We start from the raw sequence: 14,356 nt of genomic DNA, 5'->3' as shown, positions 1-14,356 counted from the left end.
CCAAACACGAGGAGACTGTATGTCCCATGAGAGACAGGGCGCGGGTGCGCGCCTTTCACACGAAGAACTCCTGCGGCGCGCGGAGGCTTACCGCGAGCACGGCACGCTGGTTAAGGCTGCCGCTGCGCTTGGGATAAAGAAGTCGGCATTCCATGAGAGCATCAAGCGGGCGGCAGAGATTGGGCTGTTGGGTCCGTCGCAGACGCTGCCAGGCTATGCGATCAAAAGCCTGACCGAGACGCCGAACGGCACATATATGCGCCAGACGAAAGAGGCTGGCCCGGTTTATGAACCGACGGCTGGCCTTGCCGTCAAAGGAAAGACGACGCTCGTCAATGCCGAAGGCAGGGTAATCACGCAGCACATTATGGAGCGATCTGATGTGCAGCAACAGCGCGTCGTGCTGGATGCCCTGGTTGCGGCTCTCTCGGAAAGCCTGCCTCGTGTCAGCATTATGCGCGCTCCGCGAGGCTCTAATGCGGATCTGTTGAACTTCTTTTGTTTAACAGACGCCCATTTTGGGATGTTGGCATGGCGTGAAGAAACCGGCGCCGATTACGATATCGAGATTGCAGAGCAGCTTGTTATGGACTGGTTCGCTGCCGCGATTGATCTTGCGCCCGACGCACATACCGCTGTTCTGGCGCAGCTTGGCGACCTTGCTCACTACGACAGCATGGAGACGGTCACGCCCGCCAGCAAGCACGTGCTGGATTCGGATTCACGACTGCAGAAGATAATTCGCGTCATCATCCGGACAGTTCGTCGTGTCATCGACATGCTACTGCAAAAGCATCGGCAAGTGCATATCATCATGGCGCAAGGGAATCATGATCCAGCCTCATCGGCATGGCTGCGGGAAATGCTGGCAGCGATGTATGAGAACGAGCCCCGCATCACCGTCGACAACTCGCCCAGCCTTTATTACGCCTACGAGTGGGGCAATACGGCGATATTCGCACATCACGGCCACAAGCGCGGCGTTAATAACGTCGATGCGACGCTCGCTGGCATGTTTCGCGAAATGTACGGCCGGAGCAAATATGCCTATGCGCACATCGGCCATTTGCATTCGGACGAGGGGCGTAAGTCCGGACTGATGTATGTCGAGCGCCATGAGACGCTGGCGGCTCCAGACGCATATGCTGCTGGCGGCGGCTGGTTGTCAGGCAGATCGGCGAAGGTCATCACGTACTCGAAGCTGTACGGCGAAGTTTCACGGCTGACACTCCGGCCTGAAATGGTGCAGGGCGCAGCGCGTATGCCGGTTGCGGCGAATGATAATAATCCGGAAAGAGCTGCAGCCTGACCACCGCGCCGCCCACCAAGCGGCGCTTTCACCACAAACACGAGGAGATAACATGCTTGAAGAAGCAGAAGACCGCGCTGCGCGAGCGGCTGTTGAAGGGCGGCGGATGAGGGCAGGTGGGGCGGTTATAAGTTGCCTGCCAAAACCTAATAACGACAACGAGCCGGTAGCCAGAGTGACGATAAGGGCTGGGGAGCTTTGCATCGGTGACGTTCCTCTGCCGCAGCCGGTGCTCGTTGCCCAGCAACAAGCACGCAAGCCCCTCGTCATCATCGAAAGCCCGTACGGCGGCGACATCGCACGCAACACTGAATATGCCCGCGCCTGCCTTCTGGACAGTTTGCGGCGCGGAGAGGCACCCATCACGAGCCACTTGCTGCACACGCAAGTGTTGGACGACTCGCGGCCTGATGAACGTGAGCTCGGCATTGAGGCTGGCCTCGCATGGTATCGCGTGGCAGAGAAATGCGTTGTTTACGGTGACCGTGGCATTAGCGGTGGTATGATCGAGGGCATCCAGCGGGCCAAGCGGTTTGGTGTGCTGGTCGAGTTCCGCAATATTGAAGCAAGGGCCGCAGCTTGAGAGCGCCGCAGGAGAAAAACTATGAGTAACCTTGAGACAGCAATTGCGGTAGCGGCAGCGGCGCATATGGACCAGAAGAGCGACAACGGCGATCCCTACATTCTTCATCCGCTGCGCGTCATGATGGCTCAGGAGACGCGCGAAACGCAGATCCTCGCTGTTATGCACGACATGATTGAGCACACGAACACGTCGCTGAATGATATCTATTCATTTGGCTTTGACGACGACATCGTGCTGGCCCTGAATGCGATCACTCGTCGCGATGACGAAGACTACTTCGTGTTTGTCAAAAGGGCCTGCTCTAACCCTATCGCGCGACCGGTCAAAATCGCAGACCTGCGCGATAATCTGCGCACCTATCGCGACGATGAGGAACATCGAGTACGCTACACAAAAGCTCTCGAAATGATCGGGGAGACGCCATGACCAACTTCCACATGGGTGATCAGGTTGTCTGCATCGATGCCAAGGTCGGCTTCGAGCAGTTCATCGAGATCAAGGAAGGCGAAATTTATGAAATCGCCTGGATAGGCCCCTTCGAGCATTACACGCAGGGCAACTACATCGGCGTTCGCCTTAAGGGCATTGATCGAGGCATCTGCCCGCAGTTCGGTTATGACAATCCGCCGTTCGCGGCGCGTCGGTTTCGCCCGCTTGTTCGCGATAAGCTGTCGGCGCTGCGCGGTCTGCTTGCGGGCGGGCCAGTAACTGAGAAGTTTGAAGAGCCGAAGCGGAAGGTGAGGGAAGAGGTATGAGTTTCGTCGTCGACAGAACAGCGCCCATTTATGCCGACCTCAAGTTTAAATCAGTCACCTCCGACGGCGGCAGCACGAGCTATTACGAGCTGCCTCCCCATGCGACCGAGCTAAACGACCTGATCGAGCACAAAGGCATGTCCTTCGCGCTCGGCAACATCTTCAAGGCTTGCTATAGGTTCGGTGAGAAAGACGCGGCCAGCCGAATGTACGATCTGAATAAGATTATATATTTCGCGGAGAGGCTGAAGGCTTTGGAGCAGAGACGCCAATAAAACAATCAGCCGCCCTTCGGGGCGGTTTTTGCGTTTCTGTCAATTGTGGCTATCCTCATGTTTTGAGGAGGACGCGACAATGAATTTTGACGATGGGATAAAGATCGATCTTGAGGAATACGCCGACGTGCCAGCCGACCAAATGATCGACTACGCCTACGAAAGATTTGGGGAGCACGCTAAAACCAGTGTTGCATGGACTGCCTTCAATGCATGGGCAAACGGCACGAAGGAGGAATATGATTACTGGGGCGCAGTTTTCATGCGGATGTCCAACTGATACCGTGTCGAAATTCCATTTAAAAAAGAACCCCGCAGCGAAAACCGCGCGGGGTTAGGCAACTGAGCCCTCTCTCCCAAGGGCGACAGAAATTTATCCAATTGGGCAAAAAAGTAATTACTAGTCCTTCGCCCGATCCGGATAGGGTTCTTTTGGCAATCTAATATTAGGATTGCCGGGCGAGTTTGTCTGCTCATGGGTAGGTTTTTCCTGATGGTCGCTGGGTTCGACCGGTGATGGGTCGGTTACGTCCTTTTCCCGTACGAGATCGGGATCTGACCATGGATTTTTCTTCTGGGCCATTAGTCTCCCTCCAAAAGCTATTTCGTCTTGCTGGTTTCTTTCTTCAGAGAATTCCGCAGTGCATCCATGATATTAATGACATTGCCGGCGGCTGGTTCCGTTTCGGCCTTTTTGGACTTGGCTTTTACCGGTTTCTTCAGCGATTTCTTTTTGTCTGCGATGATGTCAAGCAGGCGCTCCTGGACGGGGTCGTGAACCAGGTCGGGCTTCCAGTCCCGGGTTTGCTTTTTGATGAACTTTTCTATCAGCGGCAGTGCGTCCGGATCGGCCTTCTCCTCGCCAATCCTTTCAAAATAGAGATCTTCGTCGCGCACTTCGTCACCGTAGCGGAGTGTCCAGAGAACTATCCCTTTGCCGCGCGGCTCAAGCATAACGGCCCGTTCACGCCGAGACAGGACCAACCTGGATATGCCAACCTTTTTCTCAGCTTTCATAGCCTCGCGAATAACCGCGAAAGCTTCCTCGCCGACGGGATCGCTAGGAGACAGATAGTAGGGGGTGCCGAGCCAAATCCACCCGATGCTTTCACGAGGCGAGAACATTTCAATGTCGATCGTCTTGGTACTGTCGAGCGCAACATTCTCCAGTTCATCATCTTCGAGGAGAACATATTCTCCTTCTCCTCGCTCGTAACCTTTTGCCTCATCGCCTTCCCTGACTTCCTTGCCAGTCACCGCGTCGACATAGTGACTGACAACGCGGTTTTGGGTCTGTCGGTTTAAGGTATGAAAACGTACTTTCTCACTTTCGGAAGTCGCTGGCATCATTTCGACAGGGCAGGTGACAAGCGAGAGCTTCAGGTATCCCTTCCAGTATGGACGAACGGCCATCTCAAATTTTCCTTAACTTGCCCGTCTCGTGGGTGAAGCAGACTTTCTGGAATTTGTGACAGCTTTCGCTGCCTTTCTCCGAGCTGGGGCGCGATCCGCATTAGCTGCCGTACGCTTCGTCTTCGCGGCGCCAAGACCGGCACTTTCGCGGAGAGCCTGCAGCAAATCGCTCGGCTTGGACGCGACGGGCGCCTTTTTCTTAGGAAGGGTTCTACCTTCGATCTTTGCCTTGACCAGCTCGGCCACAGCCTCCTCATATCGGTCGTCAAATTTGCTGGCGTCAAATTCTCCGGCCTTGGTGCCGATGATGTGTTCCGCTAGCTCCAGCGTTTCGCCTTCAATCTTGATATCCGGCACATTATCGAAAGCTTTTTGAGCAGAACGCACCTCGTAATCGAAATTGAGCGTGGAAGCGGTCAACCCCCTTCCGTGGGCACGGATAAGCACCGTTCGCATGCGGCGGAATAAAACGGTGCGCGCTATGGCGGCCACCTTGGCCTTCCTCATGCCATCACGAAGCAGGACGAACGCCTCCGTGCCCATCTTGTCGGGAGCGAGGTAGTAGGGCTTGTCGAAATAAGCAGTATCAACCTGGTCGCATGGGATAAAAGCTTCGATCTGCAAGGTCTTGTTGCTTTCGGGGATCGCGGCGGCTACCTCATCGGGCTCAAGAACCACGTATCGGTGATCATCCACTTCGTATCCCTTGACCTGATCTTCACGTTCAACGGGCTTGCCGGTCTGACTGTCGACGAATTCTCTTCTGACCCGGTTGCCGGTTTTGCGGTTGATTGTGTGAAATGAAATCCGCTCGGAAGTAGACGCGGCGGTGTACAAAGCTACTGGACAAGACACCTCTCCGAACTTGATATAGCCCTTCCAATTCGCTCTTGGCGCAACCATCTCGCATACTCCCGACACAACCAAAGCGATTCATCCGAATCACTTTCAACCGAGTCCGAACGAATCACTCTTTGATTCGTTCCGGTGTATGCGAATCATTTTTGTTCGCGCATTAATCCGAATTGGCTGGTTCCATATTGGAGTTTGCGGCGGGGAAATGATCGTCTGGATGACGGAATTGATATTTCTGGTGCGTCAATTTGGCGGCCAGTTCTGACATGTAGCCGAGGTCTCGTAGCCCGCTCTCATAGAGCATGATAATTGTTCCAGAGAGATCTATCCCCACATATTCACGTTCGCTTTCATCGAGCAGGACAACAGCATCGGAATAAATCCGTCGCATAAAGTTCACTTCCTCGATTGTATAAATGCGGCTTCCCTCGTTAAAAAACGGCATGGCTAGCCTCCCTTCAGTCCTCAACCAAAGCAAAAGCCGTGCGGCATTGATTCAAGTGATATTGGTTAATGCGGAACAGCCCAGAAGGTTTCTGAAAAGCATGCCCTTGGCGCAGAAAAGGCTATTTCCCGGGTGCTGGTGACACGGCAATGCGATGGCGTAACCGATAATGATATGCGAGCCACAGCGGTCTCAGGCAGGTTCTAGCGTTTCCCTTGCCAGATCATCGCAAGAGCAATCAGCGCTAAAATAGATGTGAGTACGGCCTCGGCCAAGATAATCCAACTCATTTGCGTTCCCCATACACAATTGAACGATCCACGGCCCAATCCTGTCGGCGAGACACGCCAAAATTCCCCCAGAGCCAATGAAGCGGTTCTTATAATGAATGCTTAAAAACAGTAAACCCGGCGCCTTTGCGAGGTCGCCGGGGCTGCGCAGGGTATTGGTCAGTCGGGGTTACCTCGCGCCGTCCCCGTCCCCAATAAGGGTTACCCTACATGACGGTGCAGGGTAGGCGCAGCATCCGAGCTTGCAAAACGGTCGCTGGCACCGACGGCTCCGAACCGCGCGCTTAGGAAATTGTTCCCTCTAGCTGGTCCGAGTTGGCGTGCGACGAATCCATGCTGTGTCGCATGGCATACTTTTGATGGGCCAATCTTGCAGCAAGTTCGCAAAGATAGGATTGGTCCCGAAGCCCATGTTCGTAAAGCATAATTATGCTAGCAGAAAGTTCTTGAGCAGAATAATTGTGGTTACTTTCTTCAAGGATGATGGCTGAATGAGTGAAACAGCTACGTAAGAAATTGACTTCCACAGGCATATATATTCGGCTCGCTTCGTTAAAAAACGGCATGGCAGCCTCCTTATATTTAGAAGGCAAGCGTACGCCGTTCAGAAATATTAGATATCTAATTATTATCACTTAATATTAATTCTAATTCTCAAGCAAAAATATTGAACCCCGCCAGCCGTTTAGCTGACGGGGTATGCGCCTGCCGAAGCGAGCCACGCCGTAAACAGGCGCATGGCTATGGCCTGAATGGGCGTCCAAACTGGCGAGGGTGAGGATTGTTTCAATTAGAATGGGCGAAGCCCAGCATTATTCCTCCGGATCTGTGCCCGCTTCACCGGCCAAGATCGCGGCGGCAGCGTTAAAGAGAGCTTGAGCGGCTTCAATCCGGCTCCATCCAGCCGCTTCGGCTTCGTCAATTGTTTCCACTAGGCTGTCGGAAATCGCTCTTTGACAATCCAGATCGCGATCGTCGTATTCCCCTTCACGCTTCGGGCCTTTCATCGTGCACCTCCACCATGGTATCGTCGCCTGTGTAGCGGCTATTGTTAACCTGGGGCGACACGCGCCATGCTTGCAATATGTCGTCGTTTGCGGGTTTGAGAAGGTCTTGGCGCGGCTCTGACAGCCAAAGATGCCAGTTTTTTTCTTCCAGAATGACGGGCATCCGGGTGTGAATTTTTGCCATGAAGTCGTTCGCCGCACAGGTGATTATCGTGCAGCTTTTCACTTCCTCGCCTGTCTCGCGATTTTTCCAGCGTTCATAAAGCCCGGCGAATGTTAGGGGCTTGCCGTCCTTGGCAGATATGAACCAAGGTTGGCGTGCCTCTTTCGGGCCGGTCCATTCAAAAAAACCAGAGGCCGGGATAAGGCAACGGGTACTTTTGAAAGCGGAGCGAAACATTGGCTTGCCGGTGATCTCTTCAGATCGAGCGTTGAAAGTAGCCGGGACACTCTTCATATCCTTCGACCACCAATTGGGTACGAGCCACCAACGCATTTCTGAATAGTCGAGGTTTCCGCCGTTTTGCGTAATGACACCAACCTGCGTTGTCGGAGCGATGTTATATCGAGGCTGGATATTCCGAGGCGTAACTGCCGTCAGATTGTACATCGCGTGGATTTCAGCCCACGTATAAGTCTGGGTAAATCGTCCGCACATGCGCGCCTCCCGGTTGCAGGAATGTAGTGCGCTTATTGTTTTCGTCCAGCCAAGGCATCTTCGCCTTCCTGTTTATGCTCGCGGCAGAACCACAGCTGTCCGTAGGCCGCCGTCTTGTAGCCGAACGATCCCCACGCCTTGCAGCCTTTTGCATCGCAATAATGCTCAAAAAGCTTGCCGCCTTTGGATGCGACGGTGTTCTCGCTCTTATATCCGCTCATTTATCTCGGCGCCTTGGTAATTCCGAATTGTGCATCGCCCTTGGCTGTACAGGCCTTGCACCGCATTCGCGGGTGCAGATCCACGAAGTAGGTGTGCGTGCCGAACTTTCGCAGAATGATGGTTCTGTCTACTGAGCCGATATGACCGCAGCGGCAGCAATAGCCGTAAAGTTCGTACCAGCCGAACAGATCCATTATCCGTGCTGAAGCAGGCATTTCCTTCAGGAAGGTCGGTCTTATTCTCATTTTTCAAAATACGTCTCCCACGGCTTGGAAGACTTGTCGTGCGGGTTATGTGCCTTGCCGCCATAAAGCCGGATGAATTCTTGCTGGCCTTCCTCGGTCTGGAAAATGGCCGTGCTGAAATCTTTCTTATCGTGATACACACCGGCCCACAGGTGATAGCCGCCCAATCTCTGCCGGTCGTTCAACATCTGAACAAGGTTTGTTCGGTGCCAGTCTGTGAGGTAAAGCACGACCTGAAACGGATACTCTTTGTTGATGAACGTTTTTGACGGCTCACCGCGTGACCTGCTGCTCATTTCACGGACACCGGTGGCTTCCAGCCGCGGGCAAAGCCCATGGACATTGCCAGACTGGCGTATTCGATTTCCTTCACCAGAAAATCGCGGTCTTTCAGCAAGGTCTGGATAGCAGCTCGCGCATCGCCATCGTGATAGGATAGCACCAGATCGATTTCGTCTTCGTATTCATTTTTCTGCGCAACCGCACTCATTGTTCTGCTCCAGTGAAGCAGACATACACGCCACCAAGCATGTCTGTAATGTCATCGGGTCAATCCCCGATGTTCCTAAAATGTTCTCATTCTGAAAATGAGTCAATCCAGAATTTGGGCTATTTACAAGACAACCAAGATTCGTTCGGATCAGACATATCAGTTTTTGAAATTAACTATTATTAAAAAGTCAATATTGACCGCTGTCATTTCCTCGGCGATATAAGCCCAACACAGGGGGAAACATGCTGCCATTTCTTAAATGGGCTGGCGGGAAACGTTGGCTCTTTAATGACAATTTCATCAAGACATTGCCCAAGTTTGAGCGATATATCGAGCCATTCTTGGGCGGTGGGGCGGGTTTTTTTGCCTTAGAGCCTAATGCTGCATTGATATCAGATGTAAATTCTGAACTTATCAATCTGTATGAAAATGTACGTGATAATCCCGCTGGAATAATTCAACTTCTTCAAGATCACCAGGCGAACCACTCGAAAGACTATTATTATTATATAAGACAGCAAGTTCCTGTGTCTTCCTTGGAATCTGCGGCGCGGATGTTGTACTTAAATAGAACGTGTTGGAACGGTTTGTACCGTCTCAATCAAAGAGGTGAATTTAACGTTCCTATTGGTTCTAAAACGGCGGTCCTGTTGCCATCGGATGATTTTTTCCGCGCCTCCTCAATTCTGAAGCAAGCAGAAATTATTCAAGGAGATTTTGAGAAAGTTCTGAGTAGGGCCGGAAGTGGTGACTTAGTCTTTATTGATCCGCCATATACTGTCGCGCACAACATGAATGGGTTCGTCAAATATAATGAAAAGATCTTCACGTGGTCTGATCAGATCCGCCTGAAAAAAAGTATTGAATCAGCGGCGGCTCGTGGAGCTTCAATAATCCTTAGTAATGCAAATCATATTTCTGTGGCTGAACTATATGGGGATTTGGGAACGAAGTCTGAAGTCTCGAGACATTCTGTTATTAGTGGCAGCTCCGCTTTTCGCGGTACAACCACCGAACTGATCGTGAGGGTATGATGTATTGGATGCGTCAATTCTTCACGCGAGGTGGATTGCACCAACGAGCTATCACTGAAGTGACAGTAACAACATTGTTTTCATTGGTCCCATTTGTGGTTCCTGCCTTCATTAGCATGGCAAAGGCCGATGGATGGGATGCATCTGTCCTGGAACCGTTGATGGGAAAGGGGCAACTATTTTTATTGTCATATGGATTGTTTGGATCGATATTTTGGTTGTCTGTTGTTCAAAATGAGACAGCTAGACACAATGCACGTATATTTGTCGGGTTCATAACGACAATAATTATGTTAATAGTCGTAGGTTACTCAGGGTTTGACCCGACGTTTACGAACGTCGTAAATCGGTCTGTCATTCGCGCAAGCTATATATTCTATCCTATGGTCGTTTTCCTGTATTATCTATCGATTTTTTATTCGAGAATAGATCCACCAAATGCCGGGGACACTTTAAAAAGAGAGACAAACTCAATGCGCAGTAAGTTTGAGGAGTTTAGCAGTGACGAACAATAAAGATATTGTTTTGAATTTCCTCGAACTGGAGCAGAGTGTAGGTGTATTCTATTCGTGTGTGATAAAAGCTCAAACGCTGCTTGAGCTGTGTACATTTGATTTTCGCCAGATCCGTGAAAATAATGGCGTGAAAGAGTTTTTGGGTATTCAACGGCCATTAAAAGCATCCCGCGTTCAGGAGATCAGCCAGTATATCCGAACCGAAGATGGTAGCTTTCCCACTTCGATCGTGATCTCAGTCGACGAAAGATGCGCTTCGTTTATTGTTGATGATTCTGGGCAGCGCAAGCTGCAGCTTAGCGAATATTACAATAAAGAAACCCAGTCGGTCGATATTCCATTTGATTCAATCGCGACAATTATCGATGGACAACATCGTCTTAAAGCGTTTGAGGGGACCGGTATTAACTGGGATCTTTCTGTGAATATTTTCGTTGGCATCGATGAAGGTACGCAGGCTATGATCTTTTCTAAAGTTAACTTGGCTCAGACTAAGGTTAATAAAAGCCTCGTGTACGATTTGTTCTCACTTGATCGAGGCAGAAGTCCGGAGAAGACGTGCCATGAAATAGTGGTTAATCTGAATGACATTCCAGATAGCCCATTTTATAAGTCGATCAAACGTCTCGGATCCGCTACTGACGGAGTTTTTGGAGAGACACTCTCTCAGGCAACAATCGTTAAGGGCATATTGCCACTTATCACAAAAGATCCAATCGGTGATCGCGATATTGGCAGGCGTTCGGGGGCATGGCCAGATCGCGGCCCGAAAGATTTTAATAGTCGCATATTCTATCCTTTCTTTCAAAAGAATGAGGATTACAAAGTTCTTGCGATTCTTATCAATTACTTCAACGCGGTAAAGGAAAGATGGCCAAATGCCTGGGAGTCGCGTGGGCGTGGTGCTATTTTGGCCCGAACTAATGGCTTTAATGCATTAATTCGATTTCTTAAGGACGCTTACTTGGAGATCACTGGAAGTCCAGAAGTAGTGTCAAAGCAGAAATTCTTAAAAATTTTTGAAGCTTCCGATTTAGAGGATAAGGACTTCACAACTGAACGTTTTCCTCCGGGCACGAGTGGTTCTGCGGCTTTATACAATGAATTGATTAAATTGGTGAGCAGACAGGATGGATTCTTTTAATAGGATGATCTGATCAATACTATTTTTGGTTTAAATGGGTTCCAACATTTGATCTTTCAGCGTCTACAGTGACGATTCAGATGTTGGAACCTTCTTTGTTTCTGAAATAAAAATACCTGCCTTCTAAGCCGGCATCCGAAGAATTGTTCTAGCTCGGCGGCTCACGTTAACCCCCGCCTATTCATCACGTTGCGTTAGTTTTATCAGGAGGCTCCAACAATGCGTCGGAGAGACCTGAGCGACGCAATATTTCGCGAATGTTGTTTTGTGCTTCTCGCGACTGGACGGCAACGCGTTCCATTGATTTCATTTCTACAAGACTTGAATCGTCTCCGAAAATATCCCGCCGCGTTGATATTAGAATTTGATCATGAACGTATCCACTCCAATGAAATGCATAACGCTCACCAAACTTATCAAAACCTTCTTTGGAAGTTGGAGCTATTTCGATTATCTTTTTTCTGAGTCCAACGGCGTCAATGATATCGCTTTTATCTTCGAGCGGAACAGTCATAAATTTCATTAGTATCACGGCGCTGTAAATCAGGCTTTCATAAGCGGAGTAAAGCTTCAGAGTTTGATCGCTTAAATAAAGGTTGAATAGCGTTTTATCTGTGGCACTCAGCGTTTGGATTTTGTTGTCAATATCAAATGGATTCAATAATGTCTTTATAAATTCAATGATCTTTGGGTTGTTGCCATTCTCGAGTATGTGGTCAATGTTGAGAATATTAATGTATTCTACCAACATGCTGAACTGAGACAGAGATTGTCTTGCTTTAAGTAAGCTTTCTGCTGCGTCAAGGCGTTTTGCTTGAATTAGCGTGTTTCGCTCTTTGTTGGCAGATATCAGATAGCTCCGAATTTCGTCGAGTTCCTTCTCACTTCCGCGCAACTCAGTTCGAAATATCTCTTCTTTCTCTCGAATCTCGGCGCGAAAGGTTTCCAGCTCCTTTTCGTAATGGTTTGCAACCGAACGAGTGAATAGTTGTGAAATGGTATCCCGCATTATGAAAGCAATGAAGCCAATGGCACCCGTTGAGATAACAATGTTCAATAGCCAATCGATTATTTGTTGAAACATCTGGTGCCTTGATTCGTTTAGATCGCGTACGCGGATAGTACCGGCGTCCATTCACGCAATCTACGCCACAACCTGATCGGCTACGTCCACGAGAACAGCCTTCCATTTTACCGCTAACCGTTGAGTCAAAAAATGTGTACATTTCTTCGTATATCTTCGCAGAGGACAGGAGATTATTACCATTAAAAGCAGATATTTAGATTAATTAGTTGGACTGACACCCCCTCCGCCATGCGACATTTATAAGCCACTGTTTTTTCTTTATAAAATACACGGCGCTCACAATCAGCCTATCAACGGGCTCATCGGGGCATAAATTCACACCAAATATCGCTGATAGAAATTCCGCTTGCCAATCGTGGCGATTGATACCTAGAATCGCTTAAACATCAACATTTGCGCATGACGTGCTCCAATCTGAAACCTATCCCTTAAGCGGTGGGTTGGGGTATATCATGACTATGGATGGCCAGCTTTCGTTTATCGAAACTGAAAAAGATGCGCAGGATCTGGATGTTAAGCACAATGCTTTGCCAGTTTCACAAAACACCCAAGAGCCTTCTTCAGATAACGCCCATTCTTTCGGCAAGCAGACTTATGCCGACCTTAAGGGTCGCCCATCGATTTCTGAGAGCGTTTGTCCTGAAAAACGCAATGTAGCGAAACCTGCGAACAAGCAAGCGCCAGTTCCCAACGGATATACTGCCCCTTCCACAGAGGAAGAAAAATACCTTTCCGTTAAAGAAGTCGCGCTCCGCTATTCGAATAGTGTTCCCACTATTTGGCGCTGGTCAAAGGAAGTCGAGGCTTTTCCTAAACCTCACATCATTCGTCCGGGTACGTCGCGCTGGCGCATGTCAGACCTATTGGCATTTGAAAACCGTAATCTGGAGGCATAATATGACCTCCAATCAAACAAATGTTCGGAACTCTCGCCGCCATAGTCATATAGCGGCAAAATCTCATTTAATTTATACGACCCGAGAAGTCTTGGATCTTTATGGCATTACGCCGAATACCTTGACTGCATGGAAGCAACTTGGACTTCCGGCTTCACGAAGCGCTACAGATCTCTACCTTGGTCAGGATCTCAATAATTTTCAGAATTGGTACAAACGGAATAAGTCCCGTCCACTAGGCTTGGGTGAGGTCTTTTGCGTTCACTGCAAGCAAGTGCAAGTGCATCTGGCTAAGGCTGAATTCTATCGCTGAGCACATCGGACCAGCGCTCGCCGTCCACTGTGCTTCACACGTTACTTGATCTCAAGAAGTTCTATGATTGGCTCGAAGCCACGCGGACATTAAGACGGTGGCATCAGGACTGAGTAAATTTTCTCCCCGTCGCACAACCTTCAAGCATTGACAGATGCGCCCGGGAAGGACGACGTTGTTCCAACGCATAAACAAGTTCTCACCATCGTCTTGGCCATGCCTCATGAGAATTTCATCCAAAGACGAGATCAGGCTTTGCTCGCATTCTTGCTGCTCAGCGGCACGCGCATCAGTGCAGCTCTGAGCCTTCAACTGCGACACATCAATTTGGAGAACCGCAGTGTTTTCCAAAATGCACGCATCGTCAAAACCAAGAATGCAAAAACCATGCACACAGCCTGGTTTCCTGTTGGTGAGGAATTCGAGGCAATTTTCACAAACTGGGTAACTGCACGACGGCATATCCAATAAGTCAGCCCCACTGTTTCCGCGAGCAATGGATCCAATTCGTCATAGAGCGCGATCTGACGAAGTTCTTCCGCTCATGGATCAGGGCACAGTCCGCAAAATAATCAAACCTGCATGCCAGCTGTCGAGCTTCCATATTTCAACCCGCACGCTTTACGCAAAACGCTTGCGCTAATGGCAGATGACCTTTGCAAAAATGCTAAGCGCAGAAAAGCATGGAGCCTAAGAGCCTACGCGAAAATTAAGTTGAGCGATTTCAGTTGTTTATGGTTCTCTGTGGTTTACCAAGACTACCTGGACTGAAACCGCCCGTCACGGCTATGCCAGAGGAGGCTTACGCTATGCA

General features: G+C 49.8%; 20 protein-coding genes. 10 read left to right on the top strand and 10 right to left on the bottom strand.

All coding sequences use genetic code 11. The features are described from left to right. The first annotated feature begins 19 nt into the window (after positions 1-19). The 6 genes from JAU75_RS19265 (at position 20) to JAU75_RS19240 (ending at position 3,205) form a co-directional block, all read left to right on the top strand. Positions 20-1,309, top strand: a complete 1,290-nt coding sequence (locus JAU75_RS19265) for an oxidoreductase (RefSeq protein ID WP_199058071.1) — start codon at positions 20-22, stop codon at positions 1,307-1,309. Positions 1,310-1,361: 52 nt separating this feature from the next. Next, on the top strand, positions 1,362-1,892 hold the full coding sequence (locus JAU75_RS19260) for a hypothetical protein (RefSeq protein ID WP_199058070.1): 531 nt from the start codon (positions 1,362-1,364) through the stop codon (positions 1,890-1,892). Between the two features lie 21 nt (positions 1,893-1,913). After that, entirely contained in the window at positions 1,914-2,321 is a 408-nt protein-coding gene (locus tag JAU75_RS19255) for a GTP pyrophosphokinase (protein WP_199058069.1), read from the top strand. Further along, entirely contained in the window at positions 2,318-2,650 is a 333-nt protein-coding gene (locus JAU75_RS19250) for a hypothetical protein (RefSeq protein WP_199058068.1), read from the top strand. The genes JAU75_RS19255 and JAU75_RS19250 overlap by 4 nt, the downstream gene beginning before the upstream one ends. Continuing rightward, positions 2,647-2,925 carry a hypothetical protein gene (locus JAU75_RS19245; RefSeq protein WP_247880552.1) on the top strand — a complete coding sequence of 93 codons (279 nt, stop codon included), beginning with the start codon at positions 2,647-2,649 and terminating at the stop codon, positions 2,923-2,925. Before JAU75_RS19250 ends, JAU75_RS19245 begins: the two co-directional genes overlap by 4 nt. Before the next feature lie 79 nt (positions 2,926-3,004). After that, positions 3,005-3,205: a hypothetical protein gene (locus tag JAU75_RS19240; RefSeq protein WP_199058067.1), complete on the top strand. Its 201-nt coding sequence runs from the start codon at positions 3,005-3,007 to the stop codon at positions 3,203-3,205. A gap of 120 nt (positions 3,206-3,325) precedes the next feature. Here JAU75_RS19240 and JAU75_RS19235 read toward each other — a convergent pair whose 3' ends face one another. From JAU75_RS19235 to JAU75_RS19195, 9 genes are all read right to left on the bottom strand, one after another. After that, positions 3,326-3,508 carry a hypothetical protein gene (locus JAU75_RS19235; protein WP_199058066.1) on the bottom strand — a complete coding sequence of 61 codons (183 nt, stop codon included), beginning with the start codon at positions 3,506-3,508 and terminating at the stop codon, positions 3,326-3,328. A gap of 17 nt (positions 3,509-3,525) precedes the next feature. Further along, complete coding sequence (locus tag JAU75_RS19230) at positions 3,526-4,338, bottom strand: Ku protein (protein WP_199058065.1); 813 nt, start codon at positions 4,336-4,338, stop codon at positions 3,526-3,528. A gap of 12 nt (positions 4,339-4,350) precedes the next feature. Then, positions 4,351-5,241 (bottom strand): Ku protein, encoded by an 891-nt coding sequence (locus JAU75_RS19225; protein ID WP_199058064.1) that lies wholly within the window; start codon positions 5,239-5,241, stop codon positions 4,351-4,353. 112 nt (positions 5,242-5,353) lie between these two features. After that, complete coding sequence (locus JAU75_RS19220) at positions 5,354-5,638, bottom strand: hypothetical protein (RefSeq protein WP_199058063.1); 285 nt, start codon at positions 5,636-5,638, stop codon at positions 5,354-5,356. 1,102 nt (positions 5,639-6,740) lie between these two features. Then, positions 6,741-6,935 (bottom strand): hypothetical protein, encoded by a 195-nt coding sequence (locus tag JAU75_RS19215; protein ID WP_199058062.1) that lies wholly within the window; start codon positions 6,933-6,935, stop codon positions 6,741-6,743. Then, a complete protein-coding gene (locus JAU75_RS19210; RefSeq protein ID WP_199058061.1) occupies positions 6,916-7,593 on the bottom strand; it encodes an SOS response-associated peptidase in 678 nt (225 codons plus the stop codon). Before JAU75_RS19210 ends, JAU75_RS19215 begins: the two co-directional genes overlap by 20 nt. Positions 7,594-7,625: 32 nt before the next feature. Then, on the bottom strand, positions 7,626-7,814 hold the full coding sequence (locus JAU75_RS19205; RefSeq protein ID WP_199058060.1) for a hypothetical protein: 189 nt from the start codon (positions 7,812-7,814) through the stop codon (positions 7,626-7,628). 242 nt (positions 7,815-8,056) lie between these two features. Further along, positions 8,057-8,356, bottom strand: coding sequence for a hypothetical protein (locus JAU75_RS19200; RefSeq protein ID WP_199058059.1), 300 nt, complete (start codon positions 8,354-8,356; stop codon positions 8,057-8,059). After that, the gene (locus JAU75_RS19195; protein ID WP_199058058.1) at positions 8,353-8,550 is read right to left on the bottom strand and encodes a hypothetical protein; all 198 of its coding nucleotides are present in this window, start codon (positions 8,548-8,550) and stop codon (positions 8,353-8,355) included. The genes JAU75_RS19200 and JAU75_RS19195 overlap by 4 nt, the downstream gene beginning before the upstream one ends. A 245-nt stretch (positions 8,551-8,795) precedes the next feature. Here JAU75_RS19195 and JAU75_RS19190 point away from each other — a divergent pair, with 245 nt between their 5' ends. After that, positions 8,796-9,587 (top strand): Dam family site-specific DNA-(adenine-N6)-methyltransferase, encoded by a 792-nt coding sequence (locus JAU75_RS19190; protein WP_199058057.1) that lies wholly within the window; start codon positions 8,796-8,798, stop codon positions 9,585-9,587. 501 nt (positions 9,588-10,088) lie between these two features. Further along, on the top strand, positions 10,089-11,246 hold the full coding sequence (locus JAU75_RS19185; RefSeq protein WP_199058056.1) for a DGQHR domain-containing protein: 1,158 nt from the start codon (positions 10,089-10,091) through the stop codon (positions 11,244-11,246). A 184-nt stretch (positions 11,247-11,430) separates the two neighbouring features. Here the strand turns inward: JAU75_RS19185 and JAU75_RS19180 are convergent, their stop codons facing one another. After that, positions 11,431-12,381, bottom strand: a complete 951-nt coding sequence (locus JAU75_RS19180; RefSeq protein ID WP_199058055.1) for a hypothetical protein — start codon at positions 12,379-12,381, stop codon at positions 11,431-11,433. 404 nt (positions 12,382-12,785) lie between these two features. On the opposite strand from JAU75_RS19180, the gene JAU75_RS19175 reads away from it, so the two are divergent. Then, positions 12,786-13,229: a hypothetical protein gene (locus tag JAU75_RS19175; RefSeq protein ID WP_199058054.1), complete on the top strand. Its 444-nt coding sequence runs from the start codon at positions 12,786-12,788 to the stop codon at positions 13,227-13,229. Between the two features lie 460 nt (positions 13,230-13,689). Beyond that, complete coding sequence (locus JAU75_RS19170) at positions 13,690-14,013, top strand: tyrosine-type recombinase/integrase (RefSeq protein ID WP_199058053.1); 324 nt, start codon at positions 13,690-13,692, stop codon at positions 14,011-14,013. The last annotated feature ends 343 nt before the right edge of the window (positions 14,014-14,356 follow it).

It is taken from the genome of Ochrobactrum sp. Q0168 (assembly GCF_016427605.1).
GTDB lineage: Bacteria > Pseudomonadota > Alphaproteobacteria > Rhizobiales > Rhizobiaceae > Brucella.
Note: the sequence above shows the minus strand (reverse complement) of the source record. Positions and strands in the feature narration are given on the sequence as shown.